Consider the following 26,845-nt stretch of genomic DNA (forward strand, 5'->3'; position numbering starts at 1 on the left):
ATCATAGGGCGAAATATTGAGTGGACACAGATTAGGGACGGTAAAAACATCGACCACCCCCGCGAGCTCCTTCAGGTCGCGCACCATTTGATTACCTATCAGAAGGGTGATCGCATGCAACGCACGCGCGATCACGCCACTCGGAGGCGTTTGAATTGCGCAAGTAAAACCCGCTGGAAGGGCGATAATGCGGGTGGCGCCCAATTTGGCTGCCGTGAGGATCGGTGTGTTGCTCCCTACCGCGCCGTCCATGAGGTGGTCTTCGCCGATGCGAAACTGGTGGAAACGCTCCGGGGATCGCTGCGCTTGCCATGATTGCGTCAACGGCAGGACCGGAGGAGAGGCAAACCGCAGTGCCGCCAAGATTCGTAGCGATGACATGTACGGGGATCGCTGCATCTTCGAGGTTGGGAAAGGGAAGGTGGCGTTCGAGCAATCTTCTCAGATTGGACGGATCGATCAGATTGTCGGGACGGCCAAGTAATCCGAAGAGGCTTCGTAGTGTGAAGGGAAACACGTCATGCCGGCGGAGCGAGCGCCAAATCTTTTCTAGATTCTCGATCCCCCCAGGATTGGGGGCGCTTGCAAAATAGCTCGCGTTGATCGCTCCCACCGATGAGCCAACGACAATGTCGGCGCTGACACCCTCGCGTGTCAGCTCACGCAACATGCCGACCTGAACCGCTCCCAAACTGCCTCCCCCGGCAAAGACAAACGCCGTTTTCTGGGTGGAATTGGTCATGATTTGCCGCTCCGTCCGGTTTTATTTCCGGTCCTGTTTTGTTCAAAGCGTGCCTCTGCCCGTAATTCCTTGCGCAAGATTTTGCCGACATTCGACTTCGGCAATTCGTCGCGGAATTCGATAAATTTCGGCACTTTATAGCCAGCAAGCTCGCTTCTGCAGAACTCGCGCACCGTGCTGGTGTCGAGGCCCGGATCGCCGCGCACGATGAAAGCCTTGACGGCTTCACCCGTGGCCGAATCCGGAACGCCGATCACAGCGCATTCCTGGACGCCTTGCAGGCCAGAAAGGACTTCTTCGACTTCGTTGGGATAGACATTGAAGCCGGAGACGAGAATCATATCCTTTCGCCTGTCCACGATGGTGAAATAGCCCTCGGCATCCATGGTCGCGATGTCGCCGGTCCAGAGCCATCCATCGCGCAGGACATTCGCCGTTTCGCCGGGCTGTTTCCAATAGCCCGGCATGACCTGAGGGCCGCGCGCAATGAGCTCTCCAGGCACGCCGGGCGCGACTTCGACGCCTTGTTCGTCAACGCATTTGACCTCCGTGGAAGGAAGCGGGACACCAATCGATCCGAGCTTGGTGCGCCCGGTGGGATTGCAAATGACAACCGGGGAGGCTTCGCTCAATCCGTATCCCTCGATGATCGGGGTTCCGGTAATTTTCTGCCAGCGCTCGGCCACCGCCGCTTGCAAGGCCATCCCACCGGCAACGGAGATACGCAGGCTGCGCGGCGGGTTCTTCGCGAACCAGGGCGAGTTCATAAGACCGTTGAACAAAGTGTTCACCCCGGAGATGAAGGTGATCGGCATTGTTTCGAAAGCCTTGCGGAGATTGGACAGCGGCCTTGGGCTGGGAATCAAAATATTGTGCGCGCCGCGAACGTAAAACCCAAGGAAGTTCACGGTGAACGCGAAGATATGGTAGAGCGGCAACACCGTCAGAACTTGGTCGCTTTCGCGCATGTCATCGCCTCTGAAACTGAGGAATTGGGCGACGTTCATGATCAAATTGCGATGCGTCAACATGGCCCCTTTGCTGACACCCGTGGTCCCGCCCGTATATTGCAAGCAAGCGATGTCGGAGGCCCGCACGCCCTGCGTGTAATCCCTGACCTTGGCCCCGGTGCGAATGCTCGCCGCGCCCAAGGCGAGCGCCTTGGCAAGGGTGGTATGGCTGAAACGGGCGGGCGGCACTTGTTTTTTGACATATTTCAAGACAAATCCGATCAGCCGCCGGGAAGCCACCGGAAATAGGCTTGCCGCTTCAGTCAATACCACGTGCGGTATAGGAACATGTTGCAAGGCTTCGGCGAGCTTGTCGGCGAACATATCGACCGCGATAATCGCGGCCGGTTCGGCGTCCTGGAAGAGATGCGCCATCTCATGCGCGGTGTAGAGCGGATTGACATTCACCAGCACGCAGCCGGCTTTGAAAACCCCAAAGGCGACGACCGGATAGGCGAGTCCGTTTGGAATTTGGATCGCCACTCTGGCTCCCGTCTGCAACCGCAATCTTTCGCGCAAATAGGCGGCGAAATCGTCTGAATAGCGGTCCACTTCAGCAAAGCTCAAGTTGGCTGCCATGCCATTCGGCATCAGTGCCGTAAACGCCTTGGCGGCGGGTTTACGCGCCGCCAGATCAGCGGGGATGCTGCTCAGCACTTCATAAGGTGGTGCCTCGATCGTCTCTGGAACGCCGGGGGGATAGGCCGCAAGCCATGGGAAACGCGCCACGGGGGTCTCCCTGCCGTCGGGTATCTCTTGGTCCATCGGCGTTTCCCATAGTTAACTTGTGGCCCTTATAAGGCCGGCGCGGGCGGAAGCGAGAGACTTGCCGGGGCCCCGCCGTTAGATATAGTAACGGCTTGTCCGCACCGGGAACCCCCGATCGCGGGTAGACGGTCGGATCAAGTGAGATCTTCCGTGGTCTCGAATTGGAGCAATTGGTATTTTGGCTAACACGAAAAAAATCAATTGGGTCCATGTTTCCACCCTCATAGCCGTTGCCATTCTCGTTGGCACCGAAGTGGTTGGCGCATCCTGGGCAGCCGGCTGGGCGCTGGGCGGCCTCCTGCAGCTTGACCCTCTCATCAGCCGCATCATCGAAGTGGCGTTTGCCCTCACCGGTTTCGTGCTGCTTTTCTACTTTATGCGCACCGCGATTCGTCACGAGTCGATTTATTAGCAGCCCACCCCCGTGGCCGTGCGGCAAGATGTTGGCGGCTTTCGCGCGCCCTCCGCAAGAGCCGGAACAAATCCGAAGGATCAAGCCAAATGACCAACGCCTTTGACCGGAGAACGGTGCTGAAGGCGGCCGCGGCTTTCGGCGTTTTGGGTGCGAACGCCAGACAGGGTTTTGCCGCCGCGAGTGCAATGAAACTTGGTCCGGCGGTACCCTTTTCCTTCGATGGCCTGAAGGCCGTGGCGCAACGCATGGCAGGCGAGCCTTATGCCGGTCCGGCGCGGCCGGCGCCCGACATCGTCACCAAGATCAACTACGAGGCGTGGGGCAAGATCAAATTCGACATGAACCACGCGCTGTTCGCCGATGGGCCAGGCCGGTTTCCGGTGAGTTTTTTCCATCTCGGCAGGTTCTTCCAAAAAGCCATCGAAATGCACGTCGTGGACGCTGGAAGCGCCCGTCAAATCGTCTACGATCAGAACTATTTTGAAATGCCCGAGGATTCGATCGCGAAGAAATTGCCGCAGGGCGCGGGCTTCGCTGGATTGCGGGTACAAGAGGCACGAGACGGCGCGCTCGACTGGCGCAAAAATGACTGGGTGGCTTTTCTCGGCGCCGATTATTTTCGCTCGATCGGCGAATTGCATCAATACGGACTTTCCGCGCGCGCCGTCGCGCTCGATGTGGCGGCGGCGGGCAAGCCGGAAGAATTTCCCGATTTCACGAAATTTTATATCGATCAGGCCGAGACCCGCGATTCCTTGACGATTTACGCGCTTCTTGAAGGCCCTTCGATCGTCGGCGCGTGCCGCTTTGTCCTGACGCGCGGCAAGAGCGTCATCATGGATATAGATCAAACGCTTTTTTTACGCGCCGGAATCGCCCGTTTCGGTCTTGCACCATTGACCTCGATGTACTGGTTTTCCGAGACCGAAAAAGAGACGGGGATCGACTGGCGTCCCGAAGTTCACGATTCCGATGGCCTCGCATTGTGGATGGGGAACGGCGAGCGCGCGTGGCGGCCGCTCAACAATGCGCCGCGTATCCTGACGTCCTCCTTTGCAGACGAAAATCCGCGCGGTTTTGGGCTTTTGCAGCGTGATCGCGCTTTCGATCATTATCAGGACGGAGTCTATTACGACCGGCGGCCGAGTCTTTGGGTCGAGCCCAAGAATGCTTGGGGCAAGGGCGCGGTGCAACTTGTGGAAATCCCAACCGACGATGAAATTCACGACAATATCGTTGCGATGTGGGTGCCTGAAAAACCCGCGGTGGCAGGCTCCTCTTTCGAGCTCTCCTATCGGCTCACCTGGGCTGCTGATGAACCTTATCCCACCGATCTTGCGCGCTGCATCGCGACACGCTTAGGCAATGGTGGCCAGCCTGGCCGGCCAAGGCCCAAGGGCGTGCGGAAATTCATGGTTGAGTTCAAGGGACCGCCGCTGGAATCCTTGCCCTTTGGGGTCAAGCCCGAGGCCGTGCTCTGGGCCTCACGCGGGACTTTCTCCTATATTTACACCGAGGCTGTTCCAAACGATGTCCCCGGCCACTGGCGCGCCCAATTCGATTTGACGGTTGCCGGCGCTGATCCCGTCGAGATGCGGCTTTATCTGCGGGCGGGCGACAAAACGTTGAGCGAGACCTGGCTCTATCAATATCACCCCTTCTGACCGAAGGTTCAGCTCTCCGGCTTTCCCGCAACTTTCTGGGCAACGAAGCCGAGTGCGCGCGCATATTGCGCAGAGGCCCAATCGGCGGCGCGATGGACCACGACGGCCACAACGCCCTCGGGTTCGGCGCCTTCCCCCTTCGCCCGCAGCAAAAAGGCAAGAATTGGGAAAATGGTAACCGTGACGACGCCCGCCCCGACAAGGGCGTGGGCGTTCTCCGGTGCCATATCGCCGCTTCGCACGCCGAGAAAGGTCACCGCGACGACGAGCGGCAGAGTCGTCGAGGACAACAGTGCCAAGGGAAGCAAATCCTTCTCCGGAAGCACGGCTTTGTACAAGCGGACGGGCACAATCCGGATCAAGAAAAAACCCGCGCAAAAGAGAATGAGGCGGGCAACACTGCCAGTGCTGGTCAGGAGACCTGGCAGGTCGAATTCAACGCCGCTGGTGATGAAAAACAAGGGGACGAAGAATCCCGAGCCGATCGACATCAGGCGGTTTTCGAGGACCTCCGCCTGTGTGTCGCGCACCAGCATGGCGATCACCATTCCGGCCGTATAGGCACCCAGAACAAGCTCCATGCCGAGCTCATTGGCGAGCGAGACGAAACCGAGCAGGATGAGAAGCGCAATCCGCACCGGCAGAATGGAGCGGTCATGCATCCACCGCGCAATGACTCCGGTCAGCTGACGGGAGCGCAATCGTTTCGCGGCCACAATAACGGCGACCGCGAACGCGAAAAATACGACCGTCAAGATCGTCTCGTGCAAATGATGGTGCTGATGCGCGAGAACGATCGAGGCTAGTACCAGCGGGCCGAGTTCTCCGGCCACCGCCAATCCGAGGACATGCCGGCCAAAAGGGGAGCCAAGATTGCCGCTCTCGCGCAGAATGGGAAGCAGCATGCCGAAGGCGGTCGTTGGAAGCACGAGGGCGATGAGCAAGGGGGAATGCAACACCCCAATCATGTAAAGCAGGCTGGCGAACAGGGCGCTCAAGCAAAAGGCCGCGAGCCATGCCGCCGCGCCAAGACGCAACGGGCCGGCGCCGATTTCCTCCGGGTTGAACTCGAACCCCGCTTGGAAGAGCAAGAAAATCAGGCCGAATTGCCCGAGAAATCCGATGGCGCCTTGACTCGTCACGAGCCCCAGAATGCTTGGGCCAATCAAGATGCCAAGCAATAGCTCCAACACCACCGCGGGTGTGCGGGCAAACGCCGGCAAGCGTGTGAGCAAGGGCGCAAGGACAGCGATGAAGGCCATGATAAAAAGAGCATGAATTTCGCTCATATTGATAGTTCCCGAATCGGCGGCTGCGAGGTTTTTTGGTCTAATCTCAATTTGTAAGGTTTTCAGCAGCGGCACGGAAAAATGTTTCAGGTGAAACGTTTTTCCGTGGCTGGCGGGTTTTCGAATACACCGGCGAAAGGCGTGGTTGCCGCGATGTGGAATTTGTTGCAAGCGCGGGAGTGGAATACCATATAATCTTGATTGTATATTTTGGTCCGGGAAGGCGCCACTGGTTGTTGTCGGCGCCATGTTGCGATGAGCCGCCCATGAGTGCCGTCTTGCCAGCCATACCCCTCATCGATGTTGGCACCGGCGGGCCTGTCCGCCACGCGGCGCTCAGCGGGCACCGCGCGCGCGCCCTGCGCGACGACTGTCTCACGGTTTTTCCGCGCGCCATGACGCCGTTCCTGCCCGCGTTGGATGGCGCCGCGCGGCGCTGGCTCAGCCGGTCTTGCTCGCCCTATGTGCCGGACATCGCGGAAATCGCCGCAACGCTCGGCTTTCCAGGTGTCTGGCTTCTCAACAATTCGTATCAATGGGGCTGCACTGCACTCGCGCGTGACGAAGATGGCGAGCCCTGGCTCGCGCGCACGCTTGATTGGCCATTTCCTGGGCTCGGCCGCCATACGGATGTGGTCCGCGCAACCGCGCGCGCAGGCGAATATTTTAGCGTCACCTGGCCCGGCTACGCGGGCACACTGACGGCGATGGCGCCGGGCCGGTTCGCCGCCTGCATCAATCAGGCGCCGATGTGGCGCCGTACCCGCCACCCTTGGCTGCGCCTTTACGATGTTGCCGCCAACGCGCTTCATACATGGGCGAATATCCGCCACATGCCGCCTGATCAATTGCTCCGCCAGGTTTTTGAGACCTGTGAAACCTATGCCGCCGCGAAGCGTGTACTGGAACAAACGCTGGTGGCGCGGCCGGTGATCTATACGCTCATTGGCTGCAGGCAAGGGGAACGCTGCGTGATCGAGCGGACCGAGACCGGTTTTGTAACACGCGAGGACGAAACGAGTGCCGCCAATGATTGGATACCCGAGCGTCCGCGTTGGGAGGCGCGTGTTTCGGCTACCCGTATTTTGAGTTGCTCGGCGCAAGAGGCGGCGTCCCGATGCCGCGAGCGGCATGACGCGCTGGCAAACTGGGGCGGGCTCATATCGCAAGGCAGCTTTGATTGGGTGAAACCGCCGGTCCTCAACCCCTATACGAGGCTCGCGGTGACAATGAATCCCGCGCGTGCGATCTTGCGTGTCGCGGGTTATGAGATCATAGCAGGCGACTTGCCGGAACAAGTGACGCAAGTCTTCGCGGTGTAGGGTCTGTAAATAATAACCAGATTCAAAGGGAAGAGCGCCATGGGACCATCTACAAAGGGGTTTTTGTCCGTTCTAATGCTTTCCGCTGGGATGCTCGCGCTCTCTGGATGCGGCAACCAGAGTTCCCACAATCCGACCCTCATATCCTATCGGCCGCTCGGCCTCTGCAAAGGCTATGAAACGCCAGACGGCCCCGTTGCCGCGGGAGCAAACAAGGGTTTTGCTGTCTTCAAAATCGAATCCTTGAGCAATACAAAAGCTGACAGCAGCTTCACTTTTGCGCCAGAGCGGCTTTTTGTGAATCAATCCCCGCCTGTCCTCGCGTTGGGAACCGCGAACCGCCGCTTTGTTTATCCAGATCCGAGATTTGCGAAGATCATGGGATTGACCAACATTCCGGAAATCACACTCGCGGCAGGTGAAAAGCGCGACATCAACAGCGTTGTTCTCATTCCCCTCGCCATAAATAATCCGGGCGGCGGGGCCGAAGCCAATCAGTTCAGTTACGAGCTTGCCTACGATACCGGAACTGGAGACAAAGGCGATCAGCAAAACGTCAATGAAGACATCGTCTTCACCATAACAAATCCGCCAGATGCAAAATGGCTGCTCGTCGAGAACTGCAAAGAGCTGCTTAAATAGTGAGGCCCGAATAGGCGCGGAACCTTGTTGGTGACGGGTTCGCACCCTAAATGAGCGCGATTTCTTCCGGATAAAATACTTCCGCGGGCTTTCGCGCATCGCTTACCAATCCCTTACCAAAATTTTTTTTGTGAAAAATTTTTGTAAGGTTTGATGCCAGGCGGCACGCGCAACCATGTCAGAATTGCGGCACATCAGCAGGCTCGAAAGAACATGCATGCAAGCGGTATGCGGGCGCTTTTTGCCTTGCGTTTGATCGAGGGAAAAACGGTTTCTTAAGGATATTTTTTGGACGAAATTCGAACGCTGCAAGTCGCCGCATGCTCATGCGCGATATCAAAAAATTTACCTTGATTCACGCTTTGCTAAAAATCGCCGCAATGCTGCTTCAGCAAAGTTGCGAAGCTCATCGCGCCGACCATCCGCAAGGCTGAGACGCTTCCAATGAATTGCCGTGGTTAATCGCGCCTTTTTTGCGCCACGGACAACCTTGGCCAAATAGCGCCATGAATTGAAATGATTTCGAGAGCCTACGAATGACACAACTCGTCGATAGTGATTTTGGTTCCATTCCAAGCAGGCGCGCGCATGTTTTTTCAAAATTTTGTGCGCGGACCATTCCAGGAGTTGCTGCCCTCACTGTAAGTGCGTTCTTCGGCGTCTGGACTCTGTATCTTACTCCGGTGAACAATCGCCGCTTTTTTGAGTCGTCGGCGCCCACTGTGGCACCAGCACCAGCAATTGCTGCGGCGCCAGCCGCCGCGCCCGCAATAACCGTTGCCTCAAATCCCTATGGCGGTCTGTTCGACCCGCGATCCATATCGGGCTCCGCGCAGGTTTCGCTTGCGAAAAACTTTCCGCTTGACCTGGCTTTCCACCCCGTTGCTCAGGCGCCCTCCACCACAATCGCGGACCAGGAAGACGTCTTGCCTGCGCCGGCCGGGATCCAACTCAGCGCGAACGTGCCTCTGCCCGTTCCGCGTCCCGCCGAACTCGCATCGCTCGAAAGCCGCAGTCCATCGCTGGCCGCTGGCCGCCGGTCAGCGCCGCAGAACACGAGGGCCGTTACCCCGGCTGCGGTCGCCGACAACCGCTCGTTTTTCGAGAAGTTTTTTGGCGCGTCTAACACGCCCAAAATTTCGGGGCCAGTGCTTGCCTATGCGGCTCCGGAAGATGGAGTTGTTAGCACTCCGCGGGCTCTGACATCCAGCCCGGCGTCCCGCTACGATCGCTGGACCGCCATTTACGATATTGCAGCGCACACAGTTTATTTGCCGAACGGAACGAGATTGGAAGCGCATTCGGGTCTTCGCGACAGGCTGGACAATCCCCGTTACGTCAACGAACGCATGCGCGGGGCGACGCCGCCGAATGTTTATGACCTTCGCCCCCGCGAGGCGCTTTTCCATGGCGTTCAAGCCTTGCGCCTCATACCTGTTGGCGATGGTGAACTTTATGGACGCACAGGCCTTCTTGCCCACACGTTCATGCTCGGCCCGAACGGTGATTCAAACGGCTGCGTGTCCTTCAGAAACTACAACGCCTTTTTGCAAGCCTATCAAAGCGGCGAGATCAGACGTCTGGCCGTCGTCACACATCTGAACTAGAGCGCTTTTCGATCAGGTGGAATCACCTGATCGAAAAGAAATCGCTCAAAATCAAAGAGCTGGAGCATGTTCTGATCGAAAAAGTCGATCAACTTTTTCGGAACATGCTCTAAGCGGGAGGAACGGCTTCGCAACTGATCAAACGGTATTCAAACGTTATATTGTGAGTTTCTGGCCCCAATCTTACAAAAAAGATTTACGTGCACCATTTTCGTACGATAACGCTCTAGGCAAGTGCATTTTTGCAAGAACTGGCTCGGGACGAAGTCAGGATTTTGCGCAAGCGGTTTGAAGGGAGTTCTGCATGACCAAGGGCGGGCAGTTCAAGACGATCATCTTTGCAGCCTTCGCGGCATTCGCGTCAATGGCCAGTCAAGCGGACGCCGCGCAGTGCGGCAACGGACCGGGGGGCTTCGAGGCGTGGAAGACGCAGTTCGCCGAGGAAGCGCGGGGAAGAGGTGTCAGCGCCAACGGCATCTCAGCCCTCATGGGGACGAGGTATAACACCGCGACCATCGGGGCCGACCGCGGCCAAAAAAGCTTCCATTTGTCGCTCGAAGGGTTTCTTGCCAAGCGTGGCGGTTCGGCGATCGTCTCGCGCGGGCGGGCGCTCAAGCAATCCAATGCGGCGCTCTTCGCGTCCATCGAGCAACGCTACGGTGTTCCGCCGGGCCCGCTTCTGGCCATTTGGGGAATGGAGACGGGCTTCGGCGCCGTCCATGGGAATCAGAACGCGCTTTCGGCGGTGGCAACCCTCGCCTATGATTGCCGTCGGTCGGCCTTTTTCACCGACCAGCTCTACGCGGCTCTGACACTGATTGATCGCGGGGTTCTCTCGGCAAACTCGCGCGGCTCCATGCATGGTGAGATCGGCCAGACCCAATTCCTGCCCAAAACCATCCTCGATTATGGCACCGGCGGAAGCCTCGAGACGGCGGCCGGCGCACTGTCCTCGACGGCAAATTTCCTCAGAGCCCACGGCTGGAGCCCCGGCGCGGGATATCAGCCTGGCGAAGCCAATTTTGCAGCGATCCAGGCCTGGAATGCCGCACCGGTCTATGAGCGGGCCATCGCGGTTGTCGGCCAGCAGATCGACGGGCGCTGAGTCAAACCTGCCTGCTTTGTCCGGTGTCTCCGGCCAATCGGACCAAAACGTTTCACGTGAAACGATTTGGTCCGATTGACATTCTGTGCCAACGCACTTTTGCAAGGTGGCGCGCGGTATGAAACCGGGATTTTGCGCGCACCTCCGCTGCTTATCTTTCCGGCGGCGTGCTTGCCTCATTCGCGAGAAGGCTGTGCTGGCGGCCGTATAAAAAATAGACGGCAAGGCCGAGCGCCATCCAGATGGCGAATCTGTCCCAGGCGACGGCGGGAAGTTTTGAGAGCAGCCACACGGAAAACCCCATGCCCGCCAGAGGTATCCACGGGACAAGAGGCGTCCGGAAGGTGCGCGGGACATCGGGTCTCGTCCGCCGGAGCACGATGACCGAGAAACAGATGATGATAAAAGCCGAGAGCGTTCCGATGTTCACCAACTCGGCGACCTGCTTGATGGGATAGAAAGCCGCGACAAGGGCTGTCAGTCCTCCGGCAATCAGCGTCGGGCGGTAGGGGGTGCGGAAGCGCGGATGCACTTGCGCGAACCATCCGGGGAGCAGACCGTCGCGGCTCATGGCGAACCAGATGCGGGCGCACCCCAGCATGAACGCAAACATCACACTGGCGATGCCCGCCACGGCCGCGGCAGAGACGATCAGTGTCACCCAGGGCATGTCGATCGCGGTGAACGCCGCCGCCACCGGAGCCGCGCTGTTGAGTTTATCGTAGCGCACGATGCCGGTGAGCACCAAGGACATCGCGATGTAGAGCACGAGAGAGATTGTGAGCGAGAGCAAAACAGCGCGGGGAAGCTGGCGCTGCGGGTCTTTTGCTTCTTCGGCTGCGGTCGTGAGGGTATCGTAACCAAAGACCGCGAAGAAAACTACGGCAGCTCCCTCGACCACGCCGCCAAAGCCAAACGGCATGTAGGGGTGGTAGTTGGCAGTGTTGACATGCGGCAAGCCCGCCGCGACGACGAGGACAACCGCCGCCAGTTTGATGATCACCATGACCGTGTTGAAGCGCGCGCCCCATTCGATGCGGAGTGTCAGAAGCCCCGCTGTCGCGAGACTCCCCGCCATGGCTGGAAGGTCCAAAACATGGCCCGCGCCGGTGCCTGGCGCGCCCATCGCCCAGACGGGAAGCGCAAGGCCAAACAGGCTGAACAGAGCCTGCAAATAACCCGACCAGCCGATCGAGACGACGGCGACCACCAGCGCATATTCGAGCAGCAGATCCCAGCCGATCACCCAGGCGATCAATTCGCCAAGAACGGCGTAGCCATAAGTATAGGCGCTGCCAGCGACGGGGATCATCCCGGCAAACTCGGCGTAGCTCAGGGCCGCGGCCGCGCTGGCGACACCGGCGATCACGAAGGAGAGAGAGACCGCCGGTCCCGCTTGCGTGGCTGCGACGACACCGGTGAGCACGAAGATGCCGGCGCCGATGAGCCCGCCGAGCCCGATCGCGGTGAGCTGCCACAGTCCCAGCACCCGCCGGAACTGCTGGGCAGAGCCAATCTCGCGTTGAAGCTGTTCAATCGGCTTGGTACGCAGAAGCGTCCGCAATGACATCGATGCTCCCCGAAGGTGAAAGGGCGGTGAGAGGTCTTTTGCCGATTTGAAGGCCGAAGACACGCCAAGATCAAGCGCCGCGCCACCGTCCACCGTCACAATTATGGCAGGATGTAAGGTTTTTCGTTCCGACCTTACCAAAGTGTTTCACGTGAAACACTTTGGTCCGATAGACACTCTGTGCCAATGTATCTTGGTGAGGCGTGGCTTGGTATAAAGCCGGGGTTTTGCGCAAGCTTACAAGCAGGTTAGTGTTTAATTTTTTGCCGGATGTTTTTCGAACGGCGCGGGTCAATCTAGGATTTGAGCAGCGGGATGGGGTGCGGCGACGTGGCGATATCTCCTGCTTGCCTTCGCGAATCTCTCAAAATTCCGTCCATCCGTCCTCTCCCGTGCCAATGGGCGCGCCATTCACAACCATCGCCATGGCACCCGTGCGGGAAGCCGGCTTACGCATCTCGGCGCGCATGCCGCTTGCGGTCATCTTCTTGGCACCGGGCCGGAAGGCATGTGGCGGCGTCTTTTTCAGTTCGCGGCGCGTGGTGTCTTTGCTATTCGCTTGGCCCGTTTGGAATTGGCCAACCAGTTTCGCCAACTGCTCGGTCTCCTGTGACAACGAGTGACTGGCAGCCGTCGTCTCTTCCACCATGGCCGCGTTCTGCTGGGTGACCTGATCCATCTGAGTGATGGCCGTGTTGACTTCGCCGAGCCCGACCGACTGCTCTTTCGCGCCGGCTGCGATCTGGGAAACAATTGTGGTGATCTCGGACACCTGTCCCATGATGCGCTCTAGCGATTTGCCGGTTTCATTGACAAGCTTGACGCCGTGATCGACTTGCGTCGATGACGCGAGGATCAGGCCCTTGATCTCCTTCGCGGCTTCCGCCGAGCGCTGCGCGAGGGCGCGAACTTCAGAGGCGACAACGGCAAAGCCGCGGCCGGCGTCTCCCGCCCGCGCGGCTTCGACACCCGCGTTCAACGCAAGCAGATTGGTTTGGAAAGCAATCTCGTCAATGACGCCAATGATCTGGCCAATCTGCTGAGAAGATTTTGCTATGGTATCAATCGCATCGACGGCCTGTCGAACCACCACCGCACTCTTCTTGGCATCCTCATCCGCGGCAGCGACCACATCGCGGGCATGGGTTGCGCCTTCGGCGGCATTCTTCGCGGCCGTCGTAATTTCGTTGAGCGCCGCCGCTGTCTCTTCGAGGCTGGCCGCCTGCTGCTCGGTCCGGCGTGACAGATCGTCGGCGGCCGTTGAAATCTCCTGCGTTCCTGAGTGGATTGCGTTCACACCTTCGCTGACCTGCCGCATCGTTAGCCGAAGCTTGTCGATCGCCGAGTTGAAGTCAGAGCGAAGTTTTTCGAAAGCAGGAATGAAGGCTTTCTCGATTCTCGTTTCAAGGTTGCTGTTTGCCAATTGCTCAAGCCCCGCTCCGATCTCGTTAACGGCGCGGACACGTTCAGTAATGTCGGTCGCGAACTTGGTTATTTTCGTGATCTTATTGTTAAGATCGAAGATCGGATTGTAGGAGGCTTGGATCCAAACTTCCTTTCCACCCTTGCCAATACGCTTGAATTCGGCAGCGACATATTCGCCGCTGTTCAGCTTTTTCCAGAAATCCTGGTAGTCAGAGGATTGCGCGTAAGATGGCTCAACGAAAAGGCGATGGTGCCGCCCCGCAATTTCTTCGAGGCGATAACCAAGAACATTTAGAAAATTCTCGTTTGCGTAAATGACCTCACCGCTGGGTGTGAATTCGATGATCCCTTGAACGCGCGAGACCGCGTTCATCTTTCCCTCAAATTCAGCATTCCTGAGTTTTTCTACAGTGATATCGGTCGCGATTTTAACAACCTTTTGAACGGTCCCCCTCGAATTTAACACTGGATTATAGGACGCCTGAATCCAGACATCACGTCCGCCCTTGCCAATACGTTTATATTCCCTCGCATCGAACTCACCGCGGTCAAGCTTGGCCCAGAATGCTTTGTATTCGGGACTGCGCCCATAATCAGGATCGACGAACATGCTGTGGTGTTGGCCTTCGATCTCCGGAAGGCTGTAGCCCAAGGCTCTACAGAAGTTCTCATTCGCCGAAAGAACTTTTCCTGTTGGGTCGAACTCGATGATGGCAAGAGACCTATCAAGTGCCTTCAGCACTGCTCCAGTGCCGGACCGCGGAAAAATATTGAAACCGATCATGTAAATTTACTCCACAAGGTCTTCGAGCCGCCATGAGTATTGACGAACCGGCATAATGTGCCGGCGATTTCCACAGGCTACAAATCAGGTCACTTTTTCCCAAGCACAGGGCTCGCTCGCGAGACGGCCTGTTGCTGAGACACTTCATTGAAGGAAGAGAGATTCCGGATCGAAACCGGGATGAACGTACGGCATCATGCCCACGACCCAGGGCATGCGCTTGCCCGAATCGACACGTCATTTGATCAGCATATTGGCAACAGGTTAATCAAGAATTTAGGACAGCGCCCATTCGAGTTCCATGCGCCGGACAATTGGATTTATGGCCAAGAACACGGCACGACCACTGGAGTTCTGCCTCCCCGCCGAGGCAAACTGTGCTAAGCATCTAGGCAGAGCCAAGGGCCAAGGGTCTATCTGCCAAAAGGGAGTGAACAGATGCGTTACCTTTTTGCCACGATCTTCGTTAGCATATCGCAGACCAAAAGCGCGAGAAGCAGGATCTCGATCATGTTGACGAAGGAATTCATCTTTTCGGCATTTCTGACCGCGCTTTTCGTCTTTCATCCTTCAACGCTCTCCGCGCAAAACACTCTAAGCACCGCTGAGGCGCGCGCGATTGGCTTGCAAGCCTATCTCTATTTCTACCCTCTCATCTCGATGGATATTACGCGCAAGCAGCTGACCAATGTCGAGCATAGCGGTGGAATAAGTGCTCCGGCGAACACATTCGTCAACGTCGCAGAATACCCGTCCGCGACAATGAAAGCGGTCGTGCGGCCGAACTTCGATACGCTCTATTCGAGCGCCTGGCTTGATCTCGCAAAGGAACCCATGATCGCCTCGGCGCCAGAAACGGGCGGCCGGTTTTACATGTTGCCGATGCTCGATATGTGGACCGATGTCTTCGCCTCGCCTGGGGCAAGGACAACCGGCACGCAAGCGCAGAGCTGGGCCATCGTCGGACCGGGCTGGACCGGCGTTCTGCCGAATGGGGTCGAGCGGATCGACGCGCCAACCCCCTATGTTTGGATCATCGGCCGCACCAAAACTGATGGACCCGCCGATTATGAAGCGGTCCACAAGATCCAGCAGGGATATAAGATCACGCCGCTCTCGCGTTGGGGTAAGCCAGCCAAGCCCATCGTTGGCATGATCGACAAAGACGTCGATATGAAGACGCCCCCGAAAACGCAAGTGGACTCGATGCCGGCGGGCAAATTCTTCGCCTATGCTGCCGAAATTTTGAAAACGCAGCCGCCGCATCTGACCGACCAGCCCATCATCGCCTTGATGCGGCGCCTGGGCATTGAGCGTGGCAAGAGTTTTGATCTTGAACAAGCGGCGCCGGCTGTCAAAGAGGCTCTGGCTGCGGTCCCTGAGGACGCCCAGAAACTCATGGCGTCCCAACTCAAGACCATAGCGACGGTCGTGAATTTTTGGTCGATGAACACCAATACGATGGGCGTTTACGGAAACTATTATTTAAAGCGGGCCATCGTTGCGCAGACCGGTCTGGGGGCCAATTTGCCGGAAGATGCGATCTATCCGATAAACCTTGGCGATGCGGAGGGCCAGCCGCTCTATGGTGCTCATCATTACAGTTTGCATTTCGATAAGGATGCGACACCGCCTGCCAACGCCTTTTGGTCGGTGACCCTTTATGATGAGCAAGGGTTTCAAGTCCCCAACCCGCTCAACCGCTTTGCCTTGAGCAGCTGGATGCCGTTACGCTTCAATGACGACGGATCACTTGATCTTTATGTCCAAGACGAAAGTCCAGGCGCGGATAAGGATGTCAACTGGCTACCGGCGCCTAAGGAGGGATCGTATAATCTCACCATGCGGATTTATGCGCCGAAAGATGAGGTTTTGCTCGGGAAATGGAATCCCCCGCCGGTCGTGAAGGTGGAGGAGCCGCAAAGCGGCGAGGGGCAATGAGATAGAGGCCGCAAAGCGCCGCGTCCTAGTTCCCGCCTTGTCGCGATCCTTGGAGTTCTACCTCCCAAGCGGAGGCAAACTGTGCTAAGCATCTAGGCGGAGCCAAGGGCCAAGGACCCATCGGCCCGAAGGGAGGAAGCAAATGCGTTACATTCTCGCCACCATCCTCGTTTGCGTGGTGGGGTTGCCCGCAGCTTACGCTCTGCCAACGGTTAACCCCAATCCGGCTTCGGTGTCGAAAGCCGATCCCATAAAGCATGTCGTGAGAAGCAATCGGTCGCGCCCTCAACGTCACAGCAGCGGCGGTATCCACCCTTTGGTCGGAAGCGGAAGCTACTAAACCTCCTAAGCTCCGGCTCCTGTCAATGCGCCTCGTCCCAGTTCTGTGCGGCCTTGGCATCGACCTGCAGAGGCACCGCGAGTTGAATGAACGGATGCGGCGCGTCGGTCATGATCTTGCGCACCACATGCATCGTCGCTTCGACTTCGGAATCTGGCGCCTCGAACACGAGTTCGTCATGCACCTGCAAGAGCATGCGGGCGGCGAGCTTTTCTTTTTGTAACGCCGCGTCCATCCGCACCATGGCGCGGCGGATGATATCGGCGGCGGAGCCTTGCAGCGGCGCGTTGATCGCGGCGCGCTCATTAAAGGCGCGCTCGGAGGGGTTTGAGGCTGTCACGCGCGGATAGTGGCATTTGCGCCCGAAAATCGTGGTGACATAGCCCTTTTCGCGCACGAAGGCTTTCGTTTGATCCATATAGCTGCGAATGCCCGGAAAGCGTTCGAAGTAGCGCTTGATATAGGCGCCCGCTTCCTCGCGCGGAATGCCGAGCTGATTGGCGAGACCGAAAGCCGAGATGCCATAGATGATGCCGAAATTGATCGCCTTGGCGCGGCGCCGCACGTCCGGCGGCATCCCTTTAACCGGCACGCCGAACATTTCCGAAGCGGTCGTTGCGTGAATATCCTGACCTTCGGCAAAGGCCGCCTTCAACTGCGGAATATTGGCGATATGGGCGAGCAGCCGCAGTTCGATTTGCGAATAATCCGCGGAGATCAGTTTGTGCCCTTCGGGCGCGATAAAGGCGCGGCGAATCTTCCGGCCCGCTTCATTGCGCACGGGGATATTTTGCAAGTTCGGATCAGATGAGGACAGCCTGCCGGTCGTCGTCGCGGCGAGCGCATAGGAGGTGTGGACGCGACCTGTCGACGAGTCGACGAAAGAGGGCAGGGCATCGGTGTAGGTCGATTTAAGTTTCGAAAGCTGACGCCAATCGAGAATGCGGGCAGCAAGGTCATTGCCTTGCTCGGCGAGATCGTCGAGGACGCCAGCGGCGGTCGACCACGCGCCCGTCGCGGTCTTTTTGGCGCCGGGCAAGCCCATTTTGCCAAAGAGAATATCGCCAAGCTGTTTTGGCGAGCCGAGATTGAAACGCTCGCCCGCCAATTCGTGGATCGTGCTCTCAAGCCGGCCCATGTCCTGCGCGAATTCGCCGGACAGTTTTGCCAAGATGGCGCGGTCGATCATAATGCCACGCTCTTCCATGCGCGCCAAAACCTCGATCATCGGCCGCTCCAGCGTCTCATACACATGCGTCATGTGTTCGGCGGGAAGGCGCGGCTTTAAGACTCGCCACAGACGCAGGGTGACATCGGCATCCTCCGCCGAATATTCGGTGGCCTTGTCGATGGCAACGCGGGCAAAGCCAATGAACGTGCGGCCAGAGCCCGCAACCTCGCCAAATTGAATCGGCTTGTGGCCAAGATAAGTTTCGCTGAGCACATCCATCCCATGATCGGTACGGCCCGCATCCAGCACATAGGACAAAAGCATGGTGTCTTCGACGGGCGTCACCGCGATGCCGCGCTGCTTGAAAATGAGCCAATCATATTTCATGTTTTGCGCGATTTTGAGGATGCTGGCGTCTTCGAGAAGCGGTTTCAGCCGCGCCAGCACCTCCGCTTCCGGCAATTGCCCCGGCAAAAGATCGTTGCCGCCGAAGAGATCGCCGCTCCCTTCTTGTCTGTGGCGCAGCGGAATGTAACAGGCATGACCCGGCGTGACACAAAGGGAGATGCCGGCGAGCTCGGCCTGCATGGGTTGCAGCGACGATGTTTCCGTATCGATGGAGATTGCGCCCGCCTCGAACGCGGCGGCGATATAGGGTTCGAGTTGTTCGAAACTCAAAATGGTTTCATAGCTTTTGGTATCGAAGGTTTGCGCCCGCGCCTCGGCGGCGCGTGCCTCGGCGAGTTGGCCGGGACCGGTGGCGATGCTGGGCTTTTGCATCGGCACGCCGTAGCGGGCATTGCGTTTGGGCGTTCTGGCATCCATGCTTGGCGGTGGGGATTCTTGGTCCGCAACCGGCGCCTCGCCGAGCGCCATGCCGTCACGCCCGCGCCAGGCGGCGCGTCCCGCGAACGCCGGATCGGGTTCGATTGTGCTTGCATCGATCCCGTAGGCCTCGGCAGCGCGCTTGGTGATGGTTGTAAATTCCATCGCCTTGAAAAAAGCGACGAGTGTCTTGCCGTCAGGCATATTGAGGCGAAGATCATCCAGTGGCACTTCAAGCGGCACGTCGCGGACGAGCGTGACGAGTTGTTTCGAGACTTGGATCAATGCCACGCTTTCCGGGTCGGTCAGGATTTCCCGGCGTTTGGGCTGTTTGATCTCGTTTGCGCGGGCGAGCAAGGTTTCAAGATCACCATATTCATTGATGAGCTGCGCGGCGGTCTTCAAACCAATGCCGCGCGCCCCGGGCACATTGTCGGTCGAATCGCCCGCCAGCGCCTGGACATCGACGACTTTTTCGGGCGGCACGCCGAATTTTTCGATAACTTCTTCGGGACCGAACGATCTTTCCTCACGAAGCACGACTTTTTGTTTCTTATTGGTGTCCTCATTGAGCACCTGGGTCGAGGTCTCGAAATCGTAGAAATGGACCCCCGGCTCGATCAGCTGCATGAGGTCCTTGTCGGCCGAAATGATCAGCACGTCGGCGCCGCGCGCGCGTGCCTCGCGGGCATAGGTTGCGATCAAATCGTCCGCCTCGTAGCGGTCCTGCTCGACCGGCGCGAGGCCAAAAGCCCGCACGGAGGCGCGCATGAGTGGGAATTGCGGGATCAAATCTTCCGGCGGTTCCGAGCGATTTCCTTTATAAGGAGGGTAAAGTTCCTTGCGGAATGAATTTTCCGATTTATCGAAGATGATCGCGAGATGGGTCGGCTTGATCCCCGCCGCCCCGTCGCGCACGAATTGAAAGAGTTTTGTGCAAAACAGCCGCACGGCCCCGGTGGGCAGCCGGTCGGAGCGATAATTATATTTCGCGTCCTGCCGGATCGATTGAAAATAGGCCCGGAAAACGAATGACGACCCATCAACCAGGAAGACATGGTCGCCAGCCTGAACGGGGCGCAGAGTGGAGGACATATGATCAATAGTCATTGGGTTTTGACATGTTAAGTGAGCGGAGCAGTTTCGGCACAAGTGTTATCATGGGCGGAAAGGGGCCAAAAGAGTCACTGCGGCGGAATTCGACGCAACCATCGCCCCCGTTCGGCCGTTGTTTGGGGCGGCCGCCTGGCACCGGGGCGGCTGGTGGGTTCGGTTTTCGTCTTTATGCTCAAGCATCCGCTGCCGTGCGTGCACCCAGTTGCTTAAAGCAGGACATTGGCTTTTCGCCACGTTTGGGCCGAGTCCCAATGAACAAAATATTTGCGGGAGCGGCATGGTGAAAGCGCTGATGGAGTGTAACTTTGAAGCCGTTTTCGAGTGCATGCCCGCGCCATTTTTGGTGATGGACCGCGATTTCACCATCATCGCCGTCAATCAAGCTTTTCTGGACTCGACGATGCGGGCGCGGGACGTGCTCATGGGGGTCAATGTTTTTGTTGCGTTTCCGGCGCCTGAGGAGAGCCGGAAGCTCTTGCAAGCGTCGCTGGAGCGCGCCCGCGACAAGGGTATCGCCGACGTGCTTCCGGCAGTTTCCCACGCCGTGACGATCAATGGCCGCTATGAGGAGCGGCTTTGGAATTGTACCCACATTCCCGTGCGAGACGCCAGCGGCAATGTCGCTTATATCATCAAAAGCGCGCAAGATATTTCCGATCTGCACCCGCGGGGCCTGGCGGAGATTCCTTCGCTGGGGATCGAGCCGCGCGACAGCACTGCTCCGCTTCCAGGATCGGTCCAGGTCCTCAATCAGTCGCTTTTGGCGACGGTGCACCATTTGCGCCGTTTGGTGATGCAGGCCCCGAGTTTCATGTGTGTCTTGCGCGGTCCCGATCTTGTTTTCGAATTGGTCAACATTGCCTTTTCGATGCTCGCGGGCGGACGTGACCTCATCGGCAAGACATTGCACGAGGGCTTGCCTGAGACGGAGGGCCAGGACTACCCGGGGATATTGAAAGGCATCTTCGAAACCGGGGAAGTTCACGTCGGCCGCAAGATGCGTATTTTGTTGCAAGACGCACCGGATTGCGAGATCGAGGAGCATTACATCGACTTTGTCGCGCAGCCGATTCTGGGCGTCAATGGCGAGGTCACGGGCATCTTTATCGAAGGCAATGACGTGACCGATCACGTCAAGACTGAGCAAAGGCAATCCCTGCTGATCCGGGAACTGCATCACCGGGTCAGGAATACCCTTGCGACGGTGCAAGGAGTCATGAACACCACCGCCAAGTCATCCGCGAATATCGAGGATTTTCAAGAGGCATTCTCCGGGCGGATTTCGTCGCTGGCGAAGACTCATGCCGTCATGACAGAGCAACTGCACCAGTCGGTGTCCTTCCAACAATTGCTGACCCAAGAGCTTGGTCCTTACTCAGACGATCATGGCCTCCGAATTCGCCTCTCGGGACCTGCCGTGGATCTCCCTTCACAGATTGCGGTGCCGCTCGGGATGGCGGTCCATGAACTCACGACGAATGCGGTCCGGCACGGGGCGCTCTCCAGGGAGGAGGGTCGGATCGAGGTCGGATGGGGCTTGGCCGAGAAGGACGGCGAACGCTCGCTTTTGTGCGAATGGAGCGAATTTGGGGGACCAACCGTGGCGCCGCCGTCCCGCGACGGATTTGGATCGATGCTTTTGAAGCGGGTGCTTTCGCAGCAAATCCGGGCGGAAGTTAAAGTTGATTTCGCGCCAGAGGGCTTTCGCTTACGCATGGCGGTTCCGCTTCACATCGAGCGGTAACGCCCTAGCGCCTCGCGCCGATGTGAGCAGCCCAGCATTGCAAACAAAATGGGGCAGGCATAAACATGGCCGCAAGGCGGCCCCGGCGCAGTTCTCCTATCGAGCGGCGGGCGGCGGATCACGCTAAGCAAGAGAAGAATAATATGGAAGAGCAAGCAGCGTTTGGCGCGAATCCTGGCAATTTGGGGATGTTTTCCTGTGTTCCACCAGGATTGGCCAAGTCCTCGGCGCTTGTCGTGGCATTGCACGGCTGCCAGCAAAGCGCCAAGGATTTCGATTTGGCCACCGGATGGTCTGAACTTGGCCGCAAACACGGCTTTGCCGTCCTGTTTCCCGAGCAGAAATGTGGAAACAACCCGCAAAATTGCTTCAACTGGTTTGTCGAAAAGCACATTCGCAGCGACACGGGAGAGATTGCTTCGATCCGCGGGATGATCGAAACCATGTTGGAGGACTATCAGCTCGATGCCGGGCGTGTGTTTGTGACAGGGCTTTCGGCCGGAGGCGCCATGGCCTGCGCCCTGATGGCTGCCTATCCGCATTTGTTCGCGGCCGGGACAATCATCGCGGGCCTGCCATACGGTGCGGCGCTCGGACCTCTCGATGCGATGAAGGCCATGGCTTTTGGACCCGCCCACTCGTCACGGGAGTTGGGAAATCTGGTTCGCCAGGCATCGCCCGGGCAGAAGAGATGGCCGAAAATTTCAATTTGGCACGGCAATCTCGATGGCGTGGTCGCTCCCGCCAATGCCTCGGCCTTGGTCCAGCAATGGCTCGATATCCATCAAGTCAACGAAGCTGGTGTCGTGGAGGATGAAGTGGACGGTCAGCTTCGCTTGTCGTGGCGCGACGGTGCGGGCATGGTTGTCGTGGAGCATTATTGCTTCGATGGGATGGCGCATGGCCTGCCAATCGAGGAAAATCTGGCTGGACCGCTGGGAACACATCCCCCGTTTGGGCTGGATATTGAAATATCATCGACCCTCCGGATCGCCAAATCTTGGGGGCTTCTTCGGCAAACCCTCGATACCGAAGAGCCGCCAGCGGAAAACCATGGTAAAACCGGTTTTCAGATTTCGAATCTCTGGTCCTAAAGTCTGACGATTTGAGAGCCTTAGAAGCGCGTGCGCATCAAAATCACAAAGGCAATCAAAGCCAAACCCAAGCTGACGATCAGGATATAGAGACTATGGAAATCAGCCGTTCCCTGCCACGTCTCAGGGTTGGCGGTGATCGCGAGAGCTGTCTCAAACATGCTGCGCCTCCGTATCTAAGTTCACCACGCCGCTCCTTTTGCGAACCCGGCACCCTACGAAGGCGCATTGCGAGATCACTGCAGAGAGCGGCTATGCTGCTGCTTGATTGACGTTTGCCACCGCAAGCTTTGTGAGTAGCTGATCCGTCTTTTTTTCCTCATCGAGCGTTTGCTGAAGAAGCTTGCTGGCATCCTTCATGCCGAGCTGATCGGCCCACGCGATGAGCGTGCCGTAACGGGCGATCTCATAATGCTCGACAGTCTGCGCCGCGGCAAGCATGCCTGCGTCTTGAACCTGACCATCTTCGATTTCCTCCATGACCTCCTTGGCTTCCGCCAGAATTCCGTCCATCGCCTCGCAACGTATGGCGCGGGCGGCAACACCGCACTGCTCGAACACGGTCTCCAGACGTTCAATTTGATGCTCGGTCTCGTCACGATGCTTTTCGAAGGCTTGTTTGAGTTCTTGGGACTCAGCGCTCTTTGCCATTTTCGGCAGATTTTTATAGATCTGTTTCTCGGCGTAATAAATATCCTTGAGCGTATGCAAAAACAGATCATTCATTGATTTGACCGTCATGGGGCTCTCCTGAAGCGGATCCTATGGTGGGCCGCCAACGCGGGGACATGCTGGAAGTTCCGTTTTGGCTGCTTTGATCTCTCCTCATTGGCTTGGAACTCGCAAAGCCAAGGGACGTTGGCGGGGCACATCAAGCGCGGCGATTCTCTGCGCCCGACGTGAGAGAGGACATGACTTTGAGACATTTTGAACGATCGCAGCAGGTCCCCAAGCCCCCCGGCCCAGAGCCTGGCAATCCACCGGGAACCATGCCTCCACCACCGGAAATACCCGTGCCAGATCCAGCCCCGCCCCCGGTCGAAAGCCCCGGAGATGTGCCGCTGCCGTCCATAACCGATCCGGATGTCGTAAACCCTGGGGAGCCTAGCCCCGGGCAGATCCCGACACGGGTAGAGAGAATCGAGCAAATCCTAAACGAATCGATGATAGGCGGCTCACTGGACGGCGAAAGCCAATCAAACCCAAATAGCAACTTATCTGCAGATCTGGAGTTAGAGAACATCATGGCAAATGCGAATGCTTCGCCCCCGCAATCGGATGAGGAGGGGCAAGCGCATGTCAAAGACGAAACCACCCGCAAATGGAGAATCGCGATGGCGAGCATTAAACCTGTGGAAGAAGCAACTCAAGATTTCTCGGCTGATCTCGCGGCACTCCGCGACGACGTAACGAAACTCACATCGTCGGTGTCGGAATTTATTCGCTCACACACCGTTGCCACGTCGAGCAGTGTTGTTGATGCGGTCGATAACGCGAAGCAAAAAATATCCGATACGGCAAGCAAAGCGCAAGATCGCGTGGCGGAGACGAGCGCCGATTTGGAGTCAACGATTGAGCGTAATCCCCTGGCGGCGGTCCTTGTCGCAATGGTTGTCGGCTTGATCGTCGGCTTGGTAAGCCGCGGGCGCAAATGAATGCCTTCATAAGCCGTTTGCTTCGCGAAGCGACGGCCCCGGTTGTCGAATCAAGCACGCGCCTTATCCAAAAGGCCGTGCTTGTTCTTTTCGGGGTGATCTGTCTGTTCGTCAGTTGGATCTTTATCACCGTATCGCTGTACGAGTTTCTGGAACCTTTGATCGGAAATGCCGATGCCGCACTTGGCTTGGGGGGCATATACCTTTTTGCCGCGCTTCTTTTTCTGTACTCGGCGAAACGTCAAACCCGTCGGCGTGCAGGCACGCTGTTCGCCGCAGAGAGGGTAAAACCGATGCAAGACGACAGCGAACCAGATCCGGAAATCTCTGATTTCGCGAACAATATCGATAAAAGCGTCGCACCATTCCTCGCCATCTTAAAAGACGCGGGCATGGAGCGTGAGCGTCTTGCGCTTGAGGCGGGCGCCGAAGCCGCCAGACAGCTCACGCCCTTCTCACTGGTTACGTTCGCAATGGTCGTGGGCATCGTTATTGGCCGCATGATCGGCCAAGAAAAACCGGTCCGCCGGTAAACAGTATCGCGATCAAACGAGGCTGTGATTTTTCTCGTTCTCATCCTTGCGGTGGGATTTGCGGTCGAAGAAAAGCGCCTGGCTGATGACCGCTTTCAGACTCTCCGTTTTGAACGGTTTGGTGATCAGAAAAGCGGGCTCTGGCGGCGTCCCCGTCAAAAACCGTTCCGGATAGGCGGTCACGAAAATCACCGGAACAGAAAACGTTTCAAGAATTTGGTTGACCGCCTCGAGACCCGAGCTGCCGTCCGCGAGTTGGATATCCGCGAGAATAAGTCCCGGCCGGTCGCGCTTGACAGCATCGATGGCCTCGCGATGGGTGCGCGCGACATTGACGACCCGGTGCCCTTGCTCTTCCACCAGATTTTGAAGATCGAGTGCAATGAAAGGCTCATCCTCGATGATCAAGACATCGGTGCGGATTTGATCCGCGATTTCTTTTCCCGCGGCATCAATCAGGCCGGCCGCCTCGTCGGTTGAGCAGTCGAGGGCTCCCGCCACTTCCGCAGTGTCGAAGTCTTCCAGGGAACTCAAGAGAAATGCGATTCGCGGCCGCAATGTGATCGCTTCAAGACTACGGTGGGCTCCTGCCTCATCGCCAGTGAACGAGGCCTGATCGACATGGTCATTGACCGGCACCGTCCCCCAAACTTTTAGAAAAAGGCGGTAGAGCGCGATTTTTGGCTCGGCGCATTTTGAAAATTCGGCCGGATCCGCGACAATCGCCTCGAGCGTAGCAAGCACATAGGCGTCTCCCCCGGCCTGGGTTCCCGTTAAAGCCCGGGAAAACCGGCGCAAATACGGAATATGCGCGGAGATCGCTTGAGATATTGGCATGAAGGCACCCTTTGCATAGTGCGCGATGAATAGACATATCAGTGATTAGCGGAACCATCGGATAATGACCAAAGCCCCGATAAAGTTCCGGCGGGTGGAACCATCTTCTCGCAGATGCGTTCATTTTTGCTGGTTATAGACATTTTCGGATGCGAGCCAAGCAGACGGTTGATTTATCTGTTCAAATAAGCGCCGGACATCAGAGGGATGCACGGTTGATGGGGACGAGCGCATGAAAAGTGCCATTATGAGGAAGCCTCGGTGACAAAACCGACCAAATCTAACAATTCAACACTCACCGTGGCGGGAATAAAGGTATTCGAGACCCCGGGTCAACAGCATCCTGCCGGAAGCGGCGCCGCTAACGAGAAAATAGGCGGCCGTTGCCCCAAAAATGCAGGGTCGAAGCCTGAGATCTCTGACCAAATCGGCTTGCAGTTGCGAAGTGTCTACGATGACATATTGGCGCAGCCGGTGCCAGGGCGCTTTCTAGATCTGTTACGGCAGCTTGAGGGTTCGCTCGAATCGCGTGCAAGTAAGGATGGCATGTGACAGTCGTCCAATCGAAAGTGCCGAAGGTAGAGGCGGCGGTGGCGCCGAACAAACACGCCGCGACCTCACAAATGACCGCGGATCTGCTGGCTGTTATACCAAATCTCCGGGCCTTCGCGGTCTCCCTTTGCGGCAATCTTGATCGGGCCGACGATCTCGTTCAGGAAACCTTGGTCAAGGCGTGGAGCAATATCGATTCTTTTGTCGAGGGAACCAATCTCCGGGCCTGGCTTTTCACGATTTTGCGGAATATCTATTATTCGGAATACCGCAAGCGGCGGCGCGAAGTGGCCGATCCTGATGGAGCTTTCGCGGCGAAACTGGCGACCGCCCCGGCGCAAGGCGGTCATATGGATCTGCTTGATTTCCGTGCCGCGCTTCAACAATTGCCAACGGACCAGCGCGAAGCCTTGATTTTGATTGGCGCGTCTGGCCTCTCTTACGAAGAAGCAGCGGGGGTTTGCGGCTGCGCCATCGGGACCATGAAAAGCCGGGTGAATCGCGCCAGGATCCGCTTGGCCGAAATGCTGGCGATCACGTCGGGCACGGACTTCGGACATGATGGCGATTGGCAAGCCATCGACGCCGTGGCCTTCGGGCAGCGTCTAACGCACGGCGACGGAGAATAGGCGCCTCGCCGGCTGTTTCCGCTTCGCTGGTTCTCCCCATCTGCCGCGCGTGGAAGAGTTTCGAT

The 26,845-nt window shown here is 57.6% G+C and carries 22 protein-coding genes; 13 read left to right on the forward strand and 9 right to left on the reverse strand.

Annotated elements, in window-relative coordinates; genetic code table 11:
- Positions 1-91 precede the first annotated feature (91 nt).
- Both QEV83_RS15215 and QEV83_RS15220 read right to left on the reverse strand, forming a co-directional pair.
- Entirely contained in the window at positions 92-742 is a 651-nt protein-coding gene (locus QEV83_RS15215; protein WP_348273231.1) for a patatin-like phospholipase family protein, read from the reverse strand.
- Entirely contained in the window at positions 739-2,517 is a 1,779-nt protein-coding gene (locus QEV83_RS15220) for an AMP-binding protein (protein WP_280128536.1), read from the reverse strand. Before QEV83_RS15220 ends, QEV83_RS15215 begins: the two co-directional genes overlap by 4 nt.
- Before the next feature lie 181 nt (positions 2,518-2,698).
- On the opposite strand from QEV83_RS15220, the gene QEV83_RS15225 reads away from it, so the two are divergent.
- Together QEV83_RS15225 and QEV83_RS15230 are read left to right on the forward strand one after the other, a co-directional pair.
- Entirely contained in the window at positions 2,699-2,932 is a 234-nt protein-coding gene (locus tag QEV83_RS15225; protein WP_280128537.1) for a hypothetical protein, read from the forward strand.
- Positions 2,933-3,021: 89 nt separating this feature from the next.
- The gene (locus QEV83_RS15230; protein WP_280128538.1) at positions 3,022-4,599 is read left to right on the forward strand and encodes a glucan biosynthesis protein D; all 1,578 of its coding nucleotides are present in this window, start codon (positions 3,022-3,024) and stop codon (positions 4,597-4,599) included.
- A gap of 8 nt (positions 4,600-4,607) precedes the next feature.
- Here QEV83_RS15230 and QEV83_RS15235 read toward each other — a convergent pair whose 3' ends face one another.
- Entirely contained in the window at positions 4,608-5,888 is a 1,281-nt protein-coding gene (locus QEV83_RS15235; RefSeq protein ID WP_280128539.1) for a cation:proton antiporter, read from the reverse strand.
- A 266-nt stretch (positions 5,889-6,154) separates the two neighbouring features.
- Here QEV83_RS15235 and QEV83_RS15240 point away from each other — a divergent pair, with 266 nt between their 5' ends.
- From QEV83_RS15240 to QEV83_RS15255, 4 genes are all read left to right on the forward strand, one after another.
- A complete protein-coding gene (locus tag QEV83_RS15240) occupies positions 6,155-7,210 on the forward strand; it encodes a hypothetical protein (RefSeq protein WP_280128540.1) in 1,056 nt (351 codons plus the stop codon).
- Between the two features lie 39 nt (positions 7,211-7,249).
- The gene (locus tag QEV83_RS15245) at positions 7,250-7,852 is read left to right on the forward strand and encodes a hypothetical protein (RefSeq protein ID WP_280128541.1); all 603 of its coding nucleotides are present in this window, start codon (positions 7,250-7,252) and stop codon (positions 7,850-7,852) included.
- Between the two features lie 536 nt (positions 7,853-8,388).
- On the forward strand, positions 8,389-9,459 hold the full coding sequence (locus QEV83_RS15250; protein ID WP_280128542.1) for a tlde1 domain-containing protein: 1,071 nt from the start codon (positions 8,389-8,391) through the stop codon (positions 9,457-9,459).
- A 304-nt stretch (positions 9,460-9,763) separates the two neighbouring features.
- A complete protein-coding gene (locus QEV83_RS15255) occupies positions 9,764-10,564 on the forward strand; it encodes a lytic murein transglycosylase (protein ID WP_280128543.1) in 801 nt (266 codons plus the stop codon).
- A 151-nt stretch (positions 10,565-10,715) separates the two neighbouring features.
- Here QEV83_RS15255 and QEV83_RS15260 read toward each other — a convergent pair whose 3' ends face one another.
- Positions 10,716-12,134 carry an amino acid permease gene (locus tag QEV83_RS15260; protein ID WP_280128544.1) on the reverse strand — a complete coding sequence of 473 codons (1,419 nt, stop codon included), beginning with the start codon at positions 12,132-12,134 and terminating at the stop codon, positions 10,716-10,718.
- Positions 12,135-12,498: 364 nt separating this feature from the next.
- Positions 12,499-14,343 (reverse strand): PAS domain-containing methyl-accepting chemotaxis protein, encoded by a 1,845-nt coding sequence (locus QEV83_RS15265; protein ID WP_280128545.1) that lies wholly within the window; start codon positions 14,341-14,343, stop codon positions 12,499-12,501.
- A 510-nt stretch (positions 14,344-14,853) separates the two neighbouring features.
- On the opposite strand from QEV83_RS15265, the gene QEV83_RS15270 reads away from it, so the two are divergent.
- Positions 14,854-16,284, forward strand: coding sequence for a DUF1254 domain-containing protein (locus tag QEV83_RS15270; RefSeq protein WP_280128546.1), 1,431 nt, complete (start codon positions 14,854-14,856; stop codon positions 16,282-16,284).
- A gap of 362 nt (positions 16,285-16,646) precedes the next feature.
- Here the strand turns inward: QEV83_RS15270 and polA are convergent, their stop codons facing one another.
- The gene (polA, locus tag QEV83_RS15275; RefSeq protein ID WP_280128547.1) at positions 16,647-19,715 is read right to left on the reverse strand and encodes a DNA polymerase I; all 3,069 of its coding nucleotides are present in this window, start codon (positions 19,713-19,715) and stop codon (positions 16,647-16,649) included.
- A 298-nt stretch (positions 19,716-20,013) separates the two neighbouring features.
- On the opposite strand from polA, the gene QEV83_RS15280 reads away from it, so the two are divergent.
- Positions 20,014-21,480 (forward strand): HWE histidine kinase domain-containing protein, encoded by a 1,467-nt coding sequence (locus tag QEV83_RS15280; protein WP_280128548.1) that lies wholly within the window; start codon positions 20,014-20,016, stop codon positions 21,478-21,480.
- Between the two features lie 143 nt (positions 21,481-21,623).
- A complete protein-coding gene (locus tag QEV83_RS15285) occupies positions 21,624-22,574 on the forward strand; it encodes a PHB depolymerase family esterase (protein WP_280128549.1) in 951 nt (316 codons plus the stop codon).
- 20 nt (positions 22,575-22,594) lie between these two features.
- Here QEV83_RS15285 and QEV83_RS15290 read toward each other — a convergent pair whose 3' ends face one another.
- Together QEV83_RS15290 and QEV83_RS15295 are read right to left on the reverse strand one after the other, a co-directional pair.
- A complete protein-coding gene (locus QEV83_RS15290) occupies positions 22,595-22,735 on the reverse strand; it encodes a hypothetical protein (protein ID WP_280128550.1) in 141 nt (46 codons plus the stop codon).
- A gap of 91 nt (positions 22,736-22,826) precedes the next feature.
- Positions 22,827-23,315 carry a ferritin-like domain-containing protein gene (locus tag QEV83_RS15295; protein WP_280128551.1) on the reverse strand — a complete coding sequence of 163 codons (489 nt, stop codon included), beginning with the start codon at positions 23,313-23,315 and terminating at the stop codon, positions 22,827-22,829.
- A 314-nt stretch (positions 23,316-23,629) separates the two neighbouring features.
- On the opposite strand from QEV83_RS15295, the gene QEV83_RS15300 reads away from it, so the two are divergent.
- Together QEV83_RS15300 and QEV83_RS15305 are read left to right on the forward strand one after the other, a co-directional pair.
- Positions 23,630-24,229: a hypothetical protein gene (locus QEV83_RS15300; RefSeq protein WP_280128552.1), complete on the forward strand. Its 600-nt coding sequence runs from the start codon at positions 23,630-23,632 to the stop codon at positions 24,227-24,229.
- Entirely contained in the window at positions 24,226-24,762 is a 537-nt protein-coding gene (locus tag QEV83_RS15305; RefSeq protein WP_280128553.1) for a phage holin family protein, read from the forward strand. The genes QEV83_RS15300 and QEV83_RS15305 overlap by 4 nt, the downstream gene beginning before the upstream one ends.
- A 12-nt stretch (positions 24,763-24,774) precedes the next feature.
- On the opposite strand, the gene QEV83_RS15310 is transcribed toward QEV83_RS15305, so the two are convergent.
- Positions 24,775-25,599 (reverse strand): response regulator, encoded by an 825-nt coding sequence (locus QEV83_RS15310; protein WP_280128554.1) that lies wholly within the window; start codon positions 25,597-25,599, stop codon positions 24,775-24,777.
- Between the two features lie 300 nt (positions 25,600-25,899).
- On the opposite strand from QEV83_RS15310, the gene QEV83_RS15315 reads away from it, so the two are divergent.
- On the forward strand, positions 25,900-26,151 hold the full coding sequence (locus QEV83_RS15315) for a NepR family anti-sigma factor (RefSeq protein ID WP_280131096.1): 252 nt from the start codon (positions 25,900-25,902) through the stop codon (positions 26,149-26,151).
- 71 nt (positions 26,152-26,222) lie between these two features.
- Positions 26,223-26,780 (forward strand): sigma-70 family RNA polymerase sigma factor, encoded by a 558-nt coding sequence (locus QEV83_RS15320; RefSeq protein WP_280131097.1) that lies wholly within the window; start codon positions 26,223-26,225, stop codon positions 26,778-26,780.
- Positions 26,781-26,845 lie beyond the last annotated feature (65 nt).

The sequence above is a fragment of the Methylocapsa sp. D3K7 genome (assembly GCF_029855125.1).
Classification (GTDB): domain Bacteria; phylum Pseudomonadota; class Alphaproteobacteria; order Rhizobiales; family Beijerinckiaceae; genus Methylocapsa.

Coding starts and splice junctions, on each gene's coding strand:
- QEV83_RS15215 (WP_348273231.1), bottom strand. CDS start 742: ATGACCAATTCCACCCAGAAAACGGCGTTTGTCTTTGCCGGGGGAGGC.
- QEV83_RS15220 (WP_280128536.1), bottom strand. CDS start 2,517: ATGGACCAAGAGATACCCGACGGCAGGGAGACCCCCGTGGCGCGTTTC.
- QEV83_RS15230 (WP_280128538.1), top strand. CDS start 3,022: ATGACCAACGCCTTTGACCGGAGAACGGTGCTGAAGGCGGCCGCGGCT.
- QEV83_RS15235 (WP_280128539.1), bottom strand. CDS start 5,888: ATGAGCGAAATTCATGCTCTTTTTATCATGGCCTTCATCGCTGTCCTT.
- QEV83_RS15240 (WP_280128540.1), top strand. CDS start 6,155: ATGAGTGCCGTCTTGCCAGCCATACCCCTCATCGATGTTGGCACCGGC.
- QEV83_RS15245 (WP_280128541.1), top strand. CDS start 7,250: ATGGGACCATCTACAAAGGGGTTTTTGTCCGTTCTAATGCTTTCCGCT.
- QEV83_RS15250 (WP_280128542.1), top strand. CDS start 8,389: ATGACACAACTCGTCGATAGTGATTTTGGTTCCATTCCAAGCAGGCGC.
- QEV83_RS15255 (WP_280128543.1), top strand. CDS start 9,764: ATGACCAAGGGCGGGCAGTTCAAGACGATCATCTTTGCAGCCTTCGCG.
- QEV83_RS15260 (WP_280128544.1), bottom strand. CDS start 12,134: ATGTCATTGCGGACGCTTCTGCGTACCAAGCCGATTGAACAGCTTCAA.
- QEV83_RS15265 (WP_280128545.1), bottom strand. CDS start 14,343: ATGATCGGTTTCAATATTTTTCCGCGGTCCGGCACTGGAGCAGTGCTG.
- QEV83_RS15270 (WP_280128546.1), top strand. CDS start 14,854: ATGTTGACGAAGGAATTCATCTTTTCGGCATTTCTGACCGCGCTTTTC.
- polA (WP_280128547.1), bottom strand. CDS start 19,715: ATGTCCTCCACTCTGCGCCCCGTTCAGGCTGGCGACCATGTCTTCCTG.
- QEV83_RS15280 (WP_280128548.1), top strand. CDS start 20,014: ATGGTGAAAGCGCTGATGGAGTGTAACTTTGAAGCCGTTTTCGAGTGC.
- QEV83_RS15285 (WP_280128549.1), top strand. CDS start 21,624: ATGGAAGAGCAAGCAGCGTTTGGCGCGAATCCTGGCAATTTGGGGATG.
- QEV83_RS15290 (WP_280128550.1), bottom strand. CDS start 22,735: ATGTTTGAGACAGCTCTCGCGATCACCGCCAACCCTGAGACGTGGCAG.
- QEV83_RS15295 (WP_280128551.1), bottom strand. CDS start 23,315: ATGACGGTCAAATCAATGAATGATCTGTTTTTGCATACGCTCAAGGAT.
- QEV83_RS15305 (WP_280128553.1), top strand. CDS start 24,226: ATGAATGCCTTCATAAGCCGTTTGCTTCGCGAAGCGACGGCCCCGGTT.
- QEV83_RS15310 (WP_280128554.1), bottom strand. CDS start 25,599: ATGCCAATATCTCAAGCGATCTCCGCGCATATTCCGTATTTGCGCCGG.
- QEV83_RS15320 (WP_280131097.1), top strand. CDS start 26,223: ATGACCGCGGATCTGCTGGCTGTTATACCAAATCTCCGGGCCTTCGCG.